13 protein-coding genes are annotated in these 16896 nt (G+C 62.4%); 6 read left to right on the plus strand and 7 right to left on the minus strand.

Features of this window, described 5'->3' with window-relative positions:
- Window positions 1-268 precede the first annotated feature (268 nt).
- The 4 genes from KDW55_RS24635 to KDW55_RS24655 all read right to left on the minus strand — a co-directional run bounded on the left by KDW55_RS24635 (window position 269) and on the right by KDW55_RS24655 (window position 6085).
- Complete coding sequence (locus tag KDW55_RS24635) at window positions 269-964, minus strand: hypothetical protein (protein ID WP_212161303.1); 696 nt, start codon at window positions 962-964, stop codon at window positions 269-271.
- Between the two features lie 2 nt (window positions 965-966).
- Window positions 967-1377 carry a hypothetical protein gene (locus KDW55_RS24640; protein WP_212161305.1) on the minus strand — a complete coding sequence of 137 codons (411 nt, stop codon included), beginning with the start codon at window positions 1375-1377 and terminating at the stop codon, window positions 967-969.
- A gap of 344 nt (window positions 1378-1721) precedes the next feature.
- Window positions 1722-4406, minus strand: coding sequence for a TrlF family AAA-like ATPase (locus KDW55_RS24645; protein ID WP_212161306.1), 2685 nt, complete (start codon window positions 4404-4406; stop codon window positions 1722-1724).
- A gap of 1142 nt (window positions 4407-5548) precedes the next feature.
- Window positions 5549-6085 (minus strand): carboxymuconolactone decarboxylase family protein, encoded by a 537-nt coding sequence (locus tag KDW55_RS24655; protein WP_038571416.1) that lies wholly within the window; start codon window positions 6083-6085, stop codon window positions 5549-5551.
- Window positions 6086-6207: 122 nt separating this feature from the next.
- Between KDW55_RS24655 and KDW55_RS24660 the strand changes: the two genes are divergently transcribed.
- Together KDW55_RS24660 and KDW55_RS24665 are read left to right on the plus strand one after the other, a co-directional pair.
- Window positions 6208-7188, plus strand: a complete 981-nt coding sequence (locus KDW55_RS24660; RefSeq protein ID WP_249174057.1) for an AraC family transcriptional regulator — start codon at window positions 6208-6210, stop codon at window positions 7186-7188.
- A 188-nt stretch (window positions 7189-7376) separates the two neighbouring features.
- Window positions 7377-8282 carry a LysR family transcriptional regulator gene (locus KDW55_RS24665; protein WP_069242289.1) on the plus strand — a complete coding sequence of 302 codons (906 nt, stop codon included), beginning with the start codon at window positions 7377-7379 and terminating at the stop codon, window positions 8280-8282.
- 95 nt (window positions 8283-8377) lie between these two features.
- Here the strand turns inward: KDW55_RS24665 and KDW55_RS24670 are convergent, their stop codons facing one another.
- From KDW55_RS24670 to KDW55_RS24680, 3 genes are all read right to left on the minus strand, one after another.
- On the minus strand, window positions 8378-8857 hold the full coding sequence (locus KDW55_RS24670) for a nuclear transport factor 2 family protein (protein ID WP_212161307.1): 480 nt from the start codon (window positions 8855-8857) through the stop codon (window positions 8378-8380).
- Window positions 8858-8907: 50 nt separating this feature from the next.
- Complete coding sequence (locus KDW55_RS24675; RefSeq protein WP_212161309.1) at window positions 8908-10977, minus strand: pyridoxamine 5'-phosphate oxidase family protein; 2070 nt, start codon at window positions 10975-10977, stop codon at window positions 8908-8910.
- Between the two features lie 99 nt (window positions 10978-11076).
- Window positions 11077-11694, minus strand: a complete 618-nt coding sequence (locus KDW55_RS24680; RefSeq protein WP_069242287.1) for a glutathione S-transferase — start codon at window positions 11692-11694, stop codon at window positions 11077-11079.
- A gap of 795 nt (window positions 11695-12489) precedes the next feature.
- On the opposite strand from KDW55_RS24680, the gene KDW55_RS24685 reads away from it, so the two are divergent.
- From KDW55_RS24685 to KDW55_RS24700, 4 genes are all read left to right on the plus strand, one after another.
- Window positions 12490-13407 (plus strand): LysR family transcriptional regulator, encoded by a 918-nt coding sequence (locus KDW55_RS24685; protein WP_212161310.1) that lies wholly within the window; start codon window positions 12490-12492, stop codon window positions 13405-13407.
- A gap of 215 nt (window positions 13408-13622) precedes the next feature.
- Complete coding sequence (locus tag KDW55_RS24690; RefSeq protein ID WP_212161340.1) at window positions 13623-14672, plus strand: Ldh family oxidoreductase; 1050 nt, start codon at window positions 13623-13625, stop codon at window positions 14670-14672.
- Between the two features lie 141 nt (window positions 14673-14813).
- Window positions 14814-16094: an MFS transporter gene (locus KDW55_RS24695; RefSeq protein WP_059545001.1), complete on the plus strand. Its 1281-nt coding sequence runs from the start codon at window positions 14814-14816 to the stop codon at window positions 16092-16094.
- A gap of 45 nt (window positions 16095-16139) precedes the next feature.
- Window positions 16140-16871 (plus strand): ABC transporter substrate-binding protein, encoded by a 732-nt coding sequence (locus KDW55_RS24700; RefSeq protein WP_038571394.1) that lies wholly within the window; start codon window positions 16140-16142, stop codon window positions 16869-16871.
- The last annotated feature ends 25 nt before the right edge of the window (window positions 16872-16896 follow it).

Genomic DNA, 16896 nt, shown 5'->3' on the forward strand with positions numbered 1-16896 from the left:
CGCGCGATGATGGACTCTCGTCCTTAGCCAAACTTCGAAGGGAGGCGAAGTCGCGTCGGCCGAGTGCCAGATGTGATATGAAAGCCAAGGCTGGTCCGCCGAACAGGGCTGCAACACGAAGCTCGGACCAGGCCCGGTAACTAAAGTTAGGCCACGATCTACGCCTCTCTCATTGGGAGCGGCCGCTACCGACCCGTTTGAGCCACCCGGCCCCACACGAAGGCAACGGCCGTTTCTGGAAGGCTAACGGCCATTCGGCTGCTTCGGTTTAGTTGAAGCACACGTAGTCAACGTATGCGCCCAGTACGTCAATTGGGCAGGCGTACTCGAGCACCCCAGCATCCGAAGAGATCAAGATCAGCGGCGATGCTGGATTCGCCGGCAGGCCGCCCGCCACCAGCCATGGAGCGCGGCTCGGAATAGGACCACCTAGGATCGCAGTCTCGCGGCGCAGGCCAAGTAGCTCGCGAATATGAGCTTTGCTGGCATTCATATGCTTACAGCTGAAGCCTGCTACCAGTTCCTCAAACGACGGATACGAGTCCATTGGTAGTGGAACGAAGACACCGACATCAATCTCGTGTCGACTTGAGAGAGCGTCGTCCGGACCTCCGGCTCTGTAGCAACTCAGTGTCGAAACTTCAACCGAAAGCCAAACTTCGCCCTCCGGTGCATTCCCACGACTAAGCTCAAAAAATGTGAATTTTCCCTTGTTCGCTTTCGCGGGAGCTCCAGCGAGCTTGAACTTCTCCACCATTCCGGGGCTGACGGCGCTGACTGAACCTGGATAGGCGTCCAGTACCTCAGCAAGAACGACTATTTCATACAGCTTGGCCTCAGAGGCCTGGTCTTCAAAGGTATAGCTAGGGGCATTGCTTGCCATGCTCAGCAGCGCCTCAACCATCTCATTCATTTCGGGCGGTGCTTTTTGGGTTTTACTCGCGCCCTTTCTGGGTTTCGCCATCTCTATCCCCTTTCCCGACGGCTGAATATTTTATGATCAGGCATCAAACTGCCGCGCAGCTTCTCAATGATTTCTTTCTGCCGCTTGTTGCGTCTGGCTGGTTTTCGTAGCAATGTGGACAACTCTTGCCCATCTCGCGCTCCACCAACGAGAACAACGTCTTTGAACTCAGAGCCCGCCCGTTGATTAATACGCGCAAGGGCGCGATTCAGAGTGACAGTGCTGGGCCGGTCTGCCAATTCGATAAGCATTGAAATCGCCGTGCGATACTGTGCGTTCAGGCGACTCTCAGGTCCTTCTCCCGTGACTCTTTCGATGTCATCGAGCGAATCGAGCAATCGATCAAAAAATGCTCGATGTTTTCCCGAATATTCCCGACAATATGCTTGAATTTTGGCAACTGCGGCCTGCATTTCCTCACGTGTTGGCATACGCCTTCCCCGCATAGCATCATATTCACAACGCTGGATCGCCTAACGTCGTCCGACGGCTATGGCGTCATCATACTTCGACCTGTTCCAGCATCTCAAGGACGTCTACGCTAACGCAGACGTGGCGACCCATGCGTTCCAGCGCTGTACTCCGGGTGGTAGAAGTACCGTTCCAAAGTTGCTGACCGCACCCGGCAGTTCGTTGCTCGCCGACGTTCAACCCGCGCTGCATGTGGAACGTATTCTCATCACCGGACCCAGTCCCCGGTTCACCCTGTTGCAACTCGCTCAGGCGTGACATAACACATCGACGCCCCTAAAAGCTATCACTTGATCCCATAGATCCTGGCACGCCGGGTAAAGGCCTCCCGTGCCCCCTCCAGGATCTTGCATGCGGCATCCCGCGCATCGGTATCGTCGATCGAACCACGAGCCACAATCTTGCTGTGATCACTGTTGCTCTTAAAGACAATCAATTGTTCGGCATCACCGAGGACAGCAATATTCGCGTTGTGCGTGACGATGATGACCTGCCTTCGTTCTTTCGCGCGACGCAGGACTGGCACAAAAGTGTGGAAGATGAATTCACTGTCCAGGTTATCCTCCGGCTGATCGATGATCAGCGGGCGCTTGCTATCCGACGACAGGATCAGTGCGAGCAAAACCGATTGCTGCTGACCAAGCGAGAGTTGGGAAAAATCGCGCTGCGCATATCGGACGTTCGCCCCCTCCCCGACGCGTCGTGTCACGGTCAACCTCGGCAGATCGTCGACATGGCATTGTTCAAGCGCCGCACGAATAGACGGTTCGCTGAGCTTCTCCAGAATTTCTCTGGCATCAGCATTCGAAAACGGCTGAACACCGTCTTCGATTCTGATTGACGTCAGTGGCGCAGTTTGGGATTTCGCAATCGCGCCGAGCAGTCCTGGCACCGTCAGCTTTTCGACAATGACACGCGCCTTGTAGTGATTCACCGTTCGCCAGCTCAACACAGATGCGATGATGCCCACCGCCTCTTCGGAAAATCCGCTTTCCACGTATTGCAATTTCACCTGCAAGTCCGAGAGCACCTCCGCGAGCGCGCGCGACGCCTTGATTGCATAGGCCTGTCGCAGTGCTGCAACCGTCTTGCGCGCCTGCCACCGCTTCTCAAGAATAGTCGCATGCTCGCTACGCAGAGCCTTCAAGTGCGGCTCCCACGTCTTGAGGTTTGTCAGCAGTTTCTGCTGCTTCGTTTCTTCTGCCGTCAGCTTCGTGACATGCGACATATCTAGCTTGACGCCTTGCGCCTCCAGCGCGACCCGCTTTGCCTCAATATCTTCGCGAATCGGACGTTCGTTGGTCATCCATCTGGTAATCGATGACGTCGTCGTGGCGTTGAGTTTCGTATACGCTGCTGCGATAGTGGCCTGCGCCTGCTTTACCGCTGCAGCGAATTCGTCCAGCGCTGAGACGATCTCCGCCGCCTCGTTACGTCCTGTGACGACGTCACCGGCATCGACAATCGACCGAAGGGCTGCTCCCGTCTCGGTGAGCGACGCATCCTCGACCAATTCCTTCAGATCTCCCAGTTTCTCCTTCAGTTGTTCCCGCTTTGCCTTTTCGATTGCCAGGCTGCGCTGCAGCTTGATCACTTCAGCGCCCTTTGCGGCCTCGAACAATTTCAACTGCTGCTGCACCACGGTCAATGAACGCTGCGTCTGCGGGATGGCTGCGACGTTCTTCTCTGCCTCGACAATCTTGTTACGCTGCGCCGCTAGGTCGTCCCGGACCAGATGCTCCTCCCCGATCGCGTCGTGAACTCCTGTAAAGGTATCAAGGTACTTCATAAGCGCGAGCGGATCACCCTTCGCCTGCTCGCGAACGCGGGCCGCTTCGCCCTGTCCAAAACAGTCGAGTCCGAATTCGATCGGCCCATCTAGTGGATCATCGAGGTTTGTCAAACTTCCGCCAATTGCTCTCGACAACGAGTGCTGCTGGCCGGCCTCGTCCTGCCAGAACAGGTGCAACTGATGTGGCCATACCTCTGAATCGACGACCTCTGCACCGGATTCGGTGCCCGTCAGGCAGCGCACGGCCTCAAACGTCGTGGATTTCCCGGTTCCACGACCGCCAATAATGCAGTTCAGGTTACGGCTGAACTGAATGGTCTGCCCTGTCAGAAAGCCGCCACCGATCTTCATCCCCAGAATGAACGGCGTCGCGGCAGGTACCTCATCTTCCAGGCGAATACGGGAGTCCCCCTCTTCCAGCGCATGGCGCAAACCATCAAACGAAGGGGTCGCCATCTTGTAGCGGGTGAGCTTGCGATCCTGACTGGCGTTGCGGCCAAGGGCGTTCACCGTGTGAGAGTCGGAACTAAGGATGCGCGCCAGATACTGGCGCTCGCCCAGACCCAGCCGTTCAATTCGCTGCCGGCCAATATTCACACGCACCTGATCAGGGTCATCCGGCGCATATCGCACTGGTGACGCCGCGCTGCTGAGTTCGATCCCGAGCAAGGCGTCGTGACAGATGATGTCCGTCTTGTGGGGTGAGCCACCAGGATAGTTAGTTTCCAACCCGTTACCGCCGTCAACGTGAGCGAGAACACAAAAGCCGCCCAAGCCCCGCGCTATATCAAGACATGCGTGCATCGAATTACGGCAGCGACTGTTGGGAAGACCGCGATCGGCGAGGTCAAGGCGGCCGTGAAACTGGGTTAGCGCTGCCACTGAAGGGAAATAACAGAGCAAATGTCCTTCGGGTGTGGATAGCTCGACGGCAGGAATAACGAGAACGCCAACGGCGTTCCCTGCCGTCACCGCTGCCTGGACATTCCCGATCTCGTTGTGGTCGGCAATCGCGATGATCCGCAGGTTCTCCTGCACCGCCGTATCAACGATGGCCTGAGGCGTCATGGCCTTGTCAGTGACATCGTGGGACGCGGGATAGGAGTGGATATGGAGGTCGCCCCGGTAAAAATGCGCACCGTCAGACTCCACCAGACATTCTTGCAATTTCTCTGCCATGTTGATTTTCCTTATATGCGGCATCGACAGCCCCGTTATGCGCCGATCGCATGCATAGTATCGCGCCTAGGCGCGATACTTGCGAACCGTCCATATCCTTGCAGGGCAACCGGCGCGCGAATTCAGCAGGCTGACGCGTGCGGCGATGTCCGCTTTCGGATTGCTTTAGCCATTCGAATGTCCGGCCGGCGCTTCCGGCGGATGGCTCATGATGGCCGACTACAGCCCGAGCCCTCACCCCGTCGGCGGCCGCAACTCATGAAGAATTCGCCTTTCATAGCCGGACCAGCCTCACGAGCAACGTGGTGAAAATGACTCGCTTGAACTGCTCAAGGGGCAGGGGACTCCGGCCAACCTTCATGCGCATCATTGCTCGCTCCCAGGACGCCAGCAGGAAAGTCGCCGCATCGTCAGCATGGTCCGCTATGGAACCGAGCCACTTCGACAAAGAGCCCCCCGGTGCCCTTTGACGATACACCTAGGCACGCCCTGACTCGCTTGCTGGAGTTTCTACGTAGAAACTGTCGACTACGCGGTCCGCACACGGATCGCGCATTGGCTGCGCCACCTCACAGATTTACCCGTGCACATCAACCAACTGCGTATTCGCCACGACAGGCAGACAACGTTCAGCACTGGTCCGATTCGACCGTCAATTCAACGGAAAGCCTGTCGACAGGCTACACCTGCCCCAGCGCTTTACGCAAACCGAAGCAAAGTTGTCAACGTTTGCGAAGTAAAAAATGCCACTTCGAAGGGCGACACCGATGCGGCAACGGAAGGTTCCAGAGAAGTCAAAGATTTGCGTGCCTCGAAATAAAATCGTCGTGCGTGGTGTCGCGAAGACCGGCGTCAATTCCCCCGGGCGCCGGCTGTCGCAGTCGACTCGGAATCACGCAACCAGACAATAAATCTGGACTGCTTGCTTTGAGAGCGCGCTCGCCTATACCGTACTCGCTACGGCTCTGGAAGCCATCGTGATCGTTCCTTTGTTGACCCCACGTCTGTTTTGTACAGCCTTCGAACTGACCGGCGCGATCCACGACGGTGTGGTGTTGGTCGACGCTTGCCGAATTTCCGACATCCGCAGGCCGCGGACCTCCGCATTCTAGTAGTCGCCGAAGTCGCGCACGGACGGGCCGTTACTTCACAGCCGGAAAATCGAGCGTCGTATCGTTCACGCGATTGACGAGGTTCGTGAACGTGATCGATGCGATGGCTAGATTGATCTCGATGAGCTGGCGTTCCGTATAGCCAGCCGCCCGCACCGCATCGACGACCGCAACGGGAACCGTACCGTGTGTGCCGACGAGCGTACGGACATACGCGACAAGCGAATCGCGCGCGGCGTCGCCGGTAGCCGCGCCAGCGCGCACCTGCTTCATCTGATCGCTCGTCAGGCCTGCCAGCTTGCCCATCAGCGTGTGAGCGGCGACGCAGTAATCACACCCCGCGTATTCGCTGACCGCCAGCTTGATCACTTCGATATCGGCCTTGCCGAGCGTGCTCGCCGCGACCGCGGCATCGAACGCCAGCACCGCGCCGAGCGCTTCGGGGCTTTGCGTGCCAACGGTTGCATATGCGTTGGGCACCTTGCCGACAGCGTTCTTGATCTTCGCGAACACTTCGGCGGCCGCGCCGGTTGCCTCTTCAGGGCGAATGGTGGTGAGACGGGACATGATCGACTCCTTGCTTCGTGGTTGAACGGTTAGCCATGTCGTATGGCATGGGAGTCAGTGTAGGGATGCGCGGCTGTTTTTTTAATGCCATACTGCCTCAACTCCATGCTCAAACGTCTCATATGGAAATTCTCGACCGATTGCTGTCGATGATGCCGGTCACCGGGCGGCTTGACGTGCGGTGCCACTTCGGCGCGCCGTGGCGCATCGACCATCCCGAGTCGAGCGAGTGGGAGCTCCCCTATCACATCCTGTTGCGCGGCGAGGCTGTCGTCGAGTGCGAGACGGGCGGAGAAGAAGAACCGACGCTCCGGATGAAGGCGGGTGACATCGTGGTGTTTCCGTCCGGCAGCGCCCATCGGCTGCACGACGGCAGCGGCGAGGCGCCGCGCGCAACGCGCGAACGGCACAGGAACGGCCTGACTGTTGCGACGAACGGCAGCGCCGATGCGAACACCGACGTGCTGTGCGGGCGCTTCGTGCTGCCCGCTGTCCCGCAGCAATTGCTGCGCGGCCATCTGCCGCGACGTCTGATCGTGAGCAGCGTAACCGCGGTCGATGGACAGACGCGCGACGCCGCGTTCGCAGCCACGCGACTCGCCCGGGTCATCGAACTGATGCGCGAGGAAGTACTGGAGCAACGCGCCGGCAGTGCCGCGGTCGTGGATCATCTGTCCGGCGCGCTGTTCGCGTTGACCTTGCGCAGTGCGTCCGAGGCAGGCCACGCGCCGCGCGGGCTGCTTGCACTGGCACAACGTCATCGGTTGCAGCCGGCGCTCGCAGCCATGTTCGACGAGCCCGAAAAACCCTGGACGCTGGCACAGCTGGCCGACCGATGCCACATGTCGCGCGCGACGTTCGCACGCCACTTCGACGAGGCAATCAGTCGCTCGGCAAGCGATGTCCTGACGGAAATCCGCATGGCGATGGCCGGGCGAAAGCTGGCGCAAACGACGATGTCCGTCGCCGAGATCGGCGAATCGGTCGGCTATCGATCCGAGGCCGCGTTCCAACGGGTGTTCAAACGGCAGGTGGGCATGACGCCGGCGAAGTGGCGCATGCGATCGTCGCGAATCGCGGAGCCGGAAGTGCGTTCATCCTGACGCACGATGCTTGCGCCGCGTTCTCCCGTCGACGACGCATGCTGCCTGCACGAACAACGATCGTCCCGCACCGGCCCCTCAGGCGGAGCAGGTTCGAAACTTTGCTATGCTGGCCGCCGCCATGCGGCGACATGGATGCGCACGATGCGCGTAAGGCCACGTTCACTTCACCCGGATATCTTTCATACATGGACAGGCTCCAGGCCATGACCACCTTCGTCACGGTGGTCGAGACGGAAGGGTTCGCATCGGCGGCGCGCAAGCTGAACGTATCGCCGTCGGTGATTAGCCGCGTGATGACGGAACTCGAGGAATATCTCGGCGTGCGGCTGTTGACGCGGACGACGCGCGTGGTCCGCATCACCGATGCGGGCGCGTCGTTTTACGAAGACTGCCGGCGCATTCTGGCGGACATCGACGCGGCCGAGCTTTCCGCCACCGGCACCGGCAATGCGCCACGCGGCCAGCTCACCGTCACGGCGCCCGTGCTGTTCGGCAAGAGCTACGTGACGCCGATCGCGCTCGAGTATCTGGAGCAGCATCCTTTCGTCAATCTCAACTGCTGGTTTCTGGACCGTGTCGTGAATCTCGTCGATGAGGGCGCCGACGTGGCCGTGCGCATCGGCGAGCTGCCGAACTCGTCGCTGCAGGCGATCTCAGTCGGCAAGGTACGCCGCGTGCTGTGCGCGTCTCCCGCTTATCTGGACGCGCACGGCACGCCGCAGCATCCGGATGATCTCGCGGCTCACGTCACGATTCAGGCGACGGGCATCACGCCGGCCCCCGAATGGCGCTTCCGCGTGCGGGACAAGGCGCTCGCCGTCCCTATCCAGCCACGCCTGCTGACCACGACGAACGATTCCGCGATCGCCGCGGCAACGGCCGGTCTCGGCATCGTGCGCCTGCTGTCCTATCAGGTGGTCGACGAACTCGCGCAAGGCGCGCTGCGCGTGCTCCTGGCCGAGCACGAACTTGCCCCGCTTCCGGTCCACGTCGTGCATCGCGAGGGCAGGTACGCTAACCGGAAAGCGCGCGCGTTCATCGATCTCTGCGTCGAAAAGCTGAGAGCCCAGGCGCCGATGTGGTCTGCATAGCAGGCACCGGCGAGTCGGCGCGGTGCGCGCGCGGCGGAACCGTCCCGACCGGCACGCGTATCAGGCATCGCGTTCGGTAGGCAGGCAAGCAGCCCCTACAGGCCGAGATCGCCCAGGCCGGGATGATCGTCGGGCCTGCGCCCGAGCGGCCAGAAGAACTTCCGGTCGGCCTCGGCGATCGGCAGATCGTTGATGCACGCATGGCGGTGATGCATGAGGCCATCGTCACCGAATTCCCAGTTCTCGTTGCCGTACGACCGATACCAGTTCTGCGCGTCGTCGCGCCACTCGTAGGCGAAGCGCACGGCGATCCGGTTGCCGCCGTATGCCCACAACTCCTTGATGAGCCGGTAGTCGAGTTCGCGCTGCCACTTGCGTGTGAGCAGCGCGACGATCGCCGGGCGGCCGGTTGCGAATTCGGCGCGGTTGCGCCACACGCTGTCGACGCTGTACGCGCGCGAAACCAGCTCCGGATTGCGCGTGTTCCACCCGTCTTCGGCGCGCCGCACTTTTTCGATTGCCGTCTCCAGCGAAAACGGCGGAAGCGGCGGGCGAACTAAGTTGAGGTCTTTCATGATCACACTCCCTTCGTGGGGAATCGTCGCCGGGCGACGAGGGTTTTGAATTACACGTCGATCAGCAGACGGTCGCCGCCGCCCGATTCGCGATGCGCAGGCACCGCGCAGCAGATCAGCGCTTCGTCGTCCGCTACCTTGAATTCCGGCGCGACCGTATACGTCACCGCGCCTTCGACGATCCGGGTGCGGCACGTGCCGCAACTGCCTCCGCGGCACCCGTATTCGGGCGTCAGGCCGCGCGCCTCGGCCAGGTCCAGCAGCGAGCCGCTGCCCGGTTGCCAGCGCGCTTCCTTGCCCGACTTGACGAACGCGACAGGTGTCGGCATATCCGCCGGCGCACGCAGCGGGGTACTCGCGCCCGCATCGGCTCGACGCCTGAGCCCGGAAGGGCCGAACGACTCCGCGTGGATTCGGTGGTCCGCCACGTTCAGGTCGCGAAGCCCGTCATAGACCGCTTGCATGAAGCCCGACGGTCCGCACAGATAGAAGTCGTAGTCGTCGAACGGCAGCGTGGCACGCAGCAGGTTCGCATCGATGCGGCCCGCGACGTCGAACTCGTCGCCTTCGCGCGCGCCGGTCGCGTCCGACAGGACGCGCACCACGTTCACCGCACCGTTCGCGGCCAACTCGAGCTGGCCGATCTCGTCGCCGAACGCACGCTCCTTCAGGGAGCGTGCGGCGTGAAAGAACCAGGTCTTGCGCGTGCCGCGCTTGCGCGCGCCTTCGTAGACAATGTGACGCAACATCGCCAGCATCGGCGTCACCCCGACACCGGCCGCCAGCAACACGGCAGGCCGGCGCTCGAGTGCATCGATCGTGAATTGCCCGGCGGGCGCCCGGACGTCGATGCGGTCGCCGACCCGCACCCCGTCATGCAGATGCGACGACACGCGCCCTTCCCGCTTGACGCTGATGCGATACACGCGGTCCGACGGCGCGCTCGACAACGTATAGGTGCGGATGAGCGGATCGCCGCCTTCCGGCAGGTGCACGCGAATCGGCACGTGCTGACCCGCCAGGTGCGGCACCAGCCCGGCGCCGTCCTCGGGTTCGAGCTGGAACGAGCGAATCAGCGTGCTCTCGTCGGTGATTTTTGCGACCCTGAACGGACGCCACGCCCGTGCCAGTTCGGCCGCGCTCAAGCGACTCGCGGCCTCGTCCCAGCTCCCTGTCATCAGCGAGTTGGGCGACCAGCCTTCCGCCCGGAACGTCCAGCGCAACGGCATTGCGCCGGCACGATAAACGACGCGGCGCGGCTTGAAGCGCCACAGTCGCTCCGCGCCCTGAAAAGCGGCGATCTCCGGCGAATCGAGGTCGACTTCGGCTTCGCCGGTCATCTGCAACACGTCGCCCGTTTCGAAGTCGGCGAACACGATGCCCGCGCGCGGATTGACCAGGAAGTTACCGAGCGTCGCGAAAAACAGGTTGCCGGCGAAATCCGGAATCGTCAGCACGCCGTCGTCGCCGATGCGCACGAACCCCGCCTTGCCGCCGCGATGCGAAACGTCGACCTGACGCTCGGCGCCGTCGCCGACGTAGGACGCCACGAACAGCGTGTCGGCAGCCGCGATGACCGCGCCGGCGCGATCGTCGAGACGATCGCTTTCCTCCGGTGCGATCGCGGAGAACGTATCGGGTTCGCGTACGAACGCGAAATCGCGCAACTGGATGTATTGCGGGCAGTTGCCGAAGCTCTGCACGACGTCGAGATCGAATGCGCGCGTCTCGCCGCGACGGATCATGCCGTTCAGGCGATTGCGACGCCGCGTATGCAGTTCGATGCCGAGCAGGCCGATCGCCGCGCCGTCGTGCGTGCCGCCGGCAGCCGGATCGTTCGGATCGAATACGGTGTCGATGCGCAGGCGTTTGTCGTTCGGTGACTGCATGAAGCCGGGCTGCCCGAATGCGAACGTCGCCCACGCATCGCCGTCGTCGGCCACCGCACCGACGACGACGAAAGGTAACTGCGCGAAGAACGCGCGATGTTGGTCGGGCATGTGGTTCCTGACGAAGCGTCGTCCCACACTGTCCATCTTCTGCATCACGCCTGTCTTTTCCTGCAGCTCGAGTTCGCCCCGATGCCAGGGCGAGTTCGCTTCATTCGATACCGTGCTCACGATGTGTCTCCTCGACGGATTCCGCACATGACGCATTCGGCGCGCCGTGACGCGTCGGCGTCGCCCTCCGTCACCGCGAGGGCAACGCGCCGACCTCGGTCACGCAGCGGCCGCGAGCCCGACCGGCGTCTTCACGAACTCGACGAAGCCCGGCAACGCTTCGATGCGGCGCAGCCACGCCGCGACGTTCGTATAGCCGGACAGGTCCACATTGCCTTCGGGCGCGCGTGCAACGTAGCCATACAACGCGACGTCGGCGATGGTCGGCTTCGGCCCGACGATGAAGTCGCGCCCCGCGAGTTCGGCGTCGATGAGCGCGAGGATGCGATGCGCACGGGCAATCACTTCGTCGGCGTTGAACTTCGCACCGAAGACCGTGATGAGCCGCGCGGCGGCCGGGCCGAATGCGATCTCGCCGGCCGCGACGGACAACCAGCGCTGCACGGCGGCTTCCTGCACGGGCGATTGCGGGAGGTAGTCGCTGTTGCCCGAGGTGCGCGCGAGATACACGAGGATGGCATTCGAATCGGCGATCACGGTGTCCCCGTGGACCAGCACCGGCACCTGGCCGAAGCGGTTCAGCGCCAGAAATTCAGGCGACTTGTGCGCGCCGGCGGCGAGGTCGACTTCGATCAGTTCGTGCTCGATGCCGAGCAGCGAGATGAGCAGGCGGGCGCGGTGCGAATGACCGGAAAGCGGGTGAACGTAGAGCTTCATGACTGTTTCCCTGTGGAAGGTGCGACGAGCAGGTCTCATCGCTTGGGGCAAGTCTAGAAACTCGGCGGTCGCGACAGAATCCCCGCTGCGGAGAATTGATCGTTCTCGTTTCGAGAATAGTCGGACGAACGCACCGAGCGCCCGCCGCGGCGGAAACGGGAGTGTTGCCGCCACGATCACGGAAACAGCCGCAAGCGAACCGAGCGTGCGCCGACATTGGAGGGTAGCGTCACGTGCGACACGACCGCCCGCAGCGATTTAGCTGTGATCATTGCCGCAATGAACGGTAAAGCTGCCGTTAGCGAATGCTGGTGGACTGCCAGCACGGCGATTTGACTGCTCTGCCCGGCCCCGCGCCTGACGGTCCGAAGAAGTTGATCGCAACGGCGCTCGCATCGCCGGCCCGACGCTGATAAACCATCGACATATGCAAGTCGGTGCGCTTAGGCACCCGATACGTGATGCCCGCATCCACCCGATGCCATCTTGGCCGGTCGCCGATCGCGAACGGCGTCGCGCCGCTACCGGTGAACGCTAGTTGACTACTCTCCCGGCTTCCGGCGATAGCGGGGCGACATGCACCCACGAACCATCACCGACAGGCAGCGAGCCTCGTCGGTATGATTCCGCCTTACCAAGAGGCAGAACTCTGCGCCCTGACAACTCATACCCGCGCGGCATATCGCCTCCGCAGCAGCCTGGCACCAGCGAATTCATGCGCCGCGCGCACGGATTGACAGTGCCAATCGGTGCACCCGAAACTGAGCATCCCTTTCCATCGCTGCGGTCATCGGAATGAACTTCGAGATATCGGACTTGCGGGCCTTCGTCGCGACGGCCGACCTGGGCAGCTTTCGCGCCGCGGCCGACACATTGCATCTATCGGCGTCCGCGCTATCGCGTCGGATAGAAAAACTGGAGGAAGTGCTGGGCGTCAGACTGTTCGAGCGAACGACACGGAAGATGGACCTGACGATCGTAGGTCGCGGGTTTCTCGAGCGCGCTCACCGCATCCTCAACGAGGTCGACAACTCGATGCTCGAGTTCGACGATCTTGCGCGCAAAATGACCGGCGAACTCACTGTCGCATGCGTGCCGTCGGCGGTGCGCTATTTCCTTCCGGAAGCCATTGCGACCTATCATCAGCGTTACCCGGGCATTCGCCTTCGTCTCATCGACGAACCGTCGTCGACGGTCTTTCTCGCCGTCGCGCGTGGGGAAGCCGATTTTGGCCTGACTTACGTCGGCACTGAAGAGCCGGACATCGAATTCACACCGCTGCTCGACGACCCTTTCGTGCTCGCCTGCCCGCGCAGTCATCCGCTCGCAAAACGCAAATCCGTCGCGTGGGCGGAACTCGCGAACCTCGAATACTTGGCCATCGCACAAGGCAGCGGCAATCGCGCGGTCATAGACGAAGCGCTGGCGGGCGTCGCCGACCGGCCCAAATGGTTCTGCGAGGTACGCCACGTGCCCGCTCTCGTGAGTCTGATCGAAGCCGGCTTGGGTGTCGGTGTCGTGCCGCGGCTCGCGATGCCCCGCGGCCCGCACAAAGCCCTGACCAGTGTCGCGCTCGTCGATCCGCCCATCCGGCGAACGCTGGGGGTACTCCAGCGTCGCGGCCGCGGTTTGTCCTCGGCGGGCCGCTTCTTCCTTCAGTTGTTGACGGAAATGCGTGCGCCCGATCTGCCGCCTGCCAGCTCTACTGCATAAGCGAGTGCCGCCGCCCGGACTTCAGGCGGCAAGGCAAGGCGTTCGTGCGCATCCGGTGGTCGGGTTCGATTCGTGCGCACCACGCACCAATCAATCGAAAATATGCGTTTGTTGCGTGAACCGCTCCTGCACGATCATGTGCGAAACGCAAGCGTCGTGCCGTGCGCAGCCGCTTGAACCGCACAGCGTTCAAATCGAAGGAGACAACGCATTCCATGACCCAGCCCACTCCAACCCACGGCATCGTCAGCAAGGCACATCTGACCGAGCTGACGATCGAGGCCCTCTGCTCGCTCGGCCTGACGCGCACCGACGCGACGGACACCGCCACGATCCTCGTACTTGCCGATCTGTTCGGTTTGCGCACGCACGGCACGAGCCGCATCGAGTCGTACGCCGCGCGCCTGCGCATCGGCGGCATCAATCCCGCGCCTTCGATCACCGCCGAACAGGTGGCGCCGGCGCTTCACCGCCTCGACGGCGACAACGGCATCGGCCCGCTCGTCGGCTATCGCGCACTCGAGCTGGCGATGACCGCTGCACGCGAACATGGCATCGCCTGTGTGTTCGTGCGCGGCAGCAACCACTTCGGCCCCGTGTCACCGTATTCGTACCTGGCCGCGATGCAGGGCTTCGCCAGCATCATCGGCAGTAACGCAACGACGACGATCGCGCCGTGGGGCGGCACCGACGCTCGCCTGGGCAACAGTCCCGTCGGCTTTGGCGTCCCCGACCCGAATGGCCGTCCGTTCATGCTCGACATGGCGATCAGCGTCGCGGCCCGGGCGAAGATTCGCAACGCGCTCAAGCGCGGCGAACCGATTCCCGGCGATTGGGCAACCGATGCACAGGGCAAACCGACCACCGATCCGAAAGCCGCGCTCGATGGCTTCCTGCTGCCGATCGGCGGCCACAAGGGCTACGGCCTCGCGCTGGTGGTCGATCTGTTCGCGGGACTGCTTTCCGGCGCCGCCTATCTCACGCACGTCAAGTCGTGGGAAGACGATCCCGAACAACCGCAGAACCTTGGCCACTTCTTCATCCTCATCGATACGACCAAGCTCGGCAGCACCGAATGGCTCGCCAAGCATATGGCCGACTATGCGGCGATCTTGCACGGCTCCAAACCCGCCGATCCGGACGTGCCCGTGATCGTGCCCGGCGAGATCGAACTCGGCCGCCTGGAGCGCCAGATGGCGGAGGGCATCGATATCGGCGCGGCCCAGCTCGCCATGCTGGAAGGGATCGCGCATCCGCGGCGCTGAACGCCTCGTTCGCGAGCGTGGCCCGCCACGCTCGCGCGGTTCCGAACGCGCGGCGCGGCGGCGAACCGACCAAGCGGCGGACCGGATGGCGCGTACGAGCGCCCGGCCGTCAAGCACATAACAAGCTCCAAGGAGCGACAGGTGACAAACATTCGATGGCGCATCGTCCTGCTGCTGTTCATCGCAGGCTTCATCAACTATCTCGACCGTGCGGCGCTGTCCGTCGCGGCGCCCGCCGTCATGCGGGAACTGCATATGTCGCCGAGCAGCCTCGGGCTGCTGTTTTCGACGTTCTTCATCGGCTATGCGGTATTCAATTTCATTGGCGGATGGGCGGCGGACCGCTGGGGCGGCAAGCGGGTTTTCTCGGGAGCCGTCCTGACCTGGTCGTTGCTATGCGGCGCGACCGGCCTTGCCAGCGGCTTCGGATCGCTGCTGGCAGTGCGCACCCTGTTCGGCATGGCCGAAGGTCCGCTCGCGACGACGATCAACAAGATCGTGAACAACTGGTTCCCGCACAAGGAATCGGCGACCGCGTTCGGCTTCGCGAATTGCGGCCTGCCGCTGGGCGGCGCGGTGGCGGGGCCGGTAGTCGGCCTGTTGACTGCCGCTTACGGCTGGCGCGTCGCATTCGCCGGAATCGCGTGTTTCGGCTTGCTCTGGCTGGTGTTCTGGGTGTTCATGGCGACGGACAAGCCGCACCAGCATGCACGCGTCTCCGCTGAAGAACGCCGGCTGATCGAATCCGATCGAAGCGTCGCCGAAAGCCCTTCCGACCTGCGGTCCATCGGCTTCTACCTCAGGCAGCCTGCAATTCTCGCGGCGATGATTTCGTACTTCGGTTACAGCTACATCCTGTTTTTCTTTCTCACGTGGTTCCCCACCTTTCTGACGATGGACCGTCACCTGAGCCTCAAAAGCATGAGTCTCGCGACGGTGCTGCCCTGGCTGCTCGGGTTCGTCGGCTACGGACTGAGCGGCGTGCTGTCCGATCTGATCTTTCGCCGGACGGGCAATGCGCTGCTTGCGCGCAAGCGGGTATTGATCGCCTGTCTCGGCACGGCAGGCCTGTGCGTCACGCTGGCCGGCGCCGTGACCACGACGCTCGGTGCGCTGCTGCTGATGGCCATTGCGGTGTTTGCCCTTTATCTGAGCGGCAGCGCCTATTGGGCGCTGATCCAGGACACGATCCCCGGCCCGAAACTCGGCAGTGTCGGTGGATGCGTACATGCGATCGCGAACTGCGCAGGCATCGTCGGCCCGGCTGCAACCGGCTTTCTCGTGCAGGAAAGCCATACGTTCCTCAGCGCGTTCCTTCTCGCGGGCGGTATCGCGCTGGCCAGCGTACTTGCCGTGGCGATACTGCTGAGGCCCCGAGCGCCGGCGCAACGCGCGTCGAGCGATGCGCGGGTCTGTAGCTGAAGGCCCCGCTCCCACCCTTGAATGTCAGTTCTTCACACCATCAACATGAAACCCGATCCATCCGTCATTCACGCATTCACCCCTGCCGGCAAGCTGCGGGCATCGATCAATCTCGGGAACCCCATTCTCGCGGGCAAGGACGCATCGGGTGCCCCGACCGGTGTTTCGGTCGACCTGGCGCGCGCCTTTGCCGCAACGCTCGGTGTCGCGCTCGAACTGGTGGTCTTCGATACGGCGGGCAAGTCCGTTCAGGCGGTCAGCGACGAACGAGCAGACGTCGGCTTCTTCGCCATCGATCCACGGCGAGGAGAAACCATCGCGTTTACGGATCCTTACGTGCTGATCGAAGGCTATTACATGGTGCGCGCTGCGTCGCCGATTCGCACCAACGACGATGTCGACCAGCCGTCGATCCGCGTGGCAGTTGGCGAGGGAAGCGCCTACGATTTGTTCCTCACTCGCGAGTTGAAGCATGCGCGGATCGTGCGGGCACCGTCATCTCCTACCGTTGTCCGAACGTTCCTCGATGAGGGCCTGGAAGTCGCCGCCGGCGTCAAGCAACAGCTCGTGGCGGACGCCCGTCAGGCACCTGGCCTGCGCTTGCTCGACGAGCGATTCATGGTGATCCGTCAGGCGATGGGTTTGCCGAAGAGCCGCGGTGCGGCGGCAGCCGAGACGTTGCGGGCATTCGTCGAGGAAGCAAAGGCATCCGGGTTCGTCGCCGAGGCTCTCGCGCGGCACAAGATCGCCGGCGCGTCGGTGGCGCCCGCTGCGTAGGCCGATTCTGCCGATGCGTCGCCGG

The sequence above is a fragment of the Burkholderia sp. AU19243 genome (assembly GCF_018148075.1).
Lineage (GTDB): Bacteria > Pseudomonadota > Gammaproteobacteria > Burkholderiales > Burkholderiaceae > Burkholderia > Burkholderia latens_A.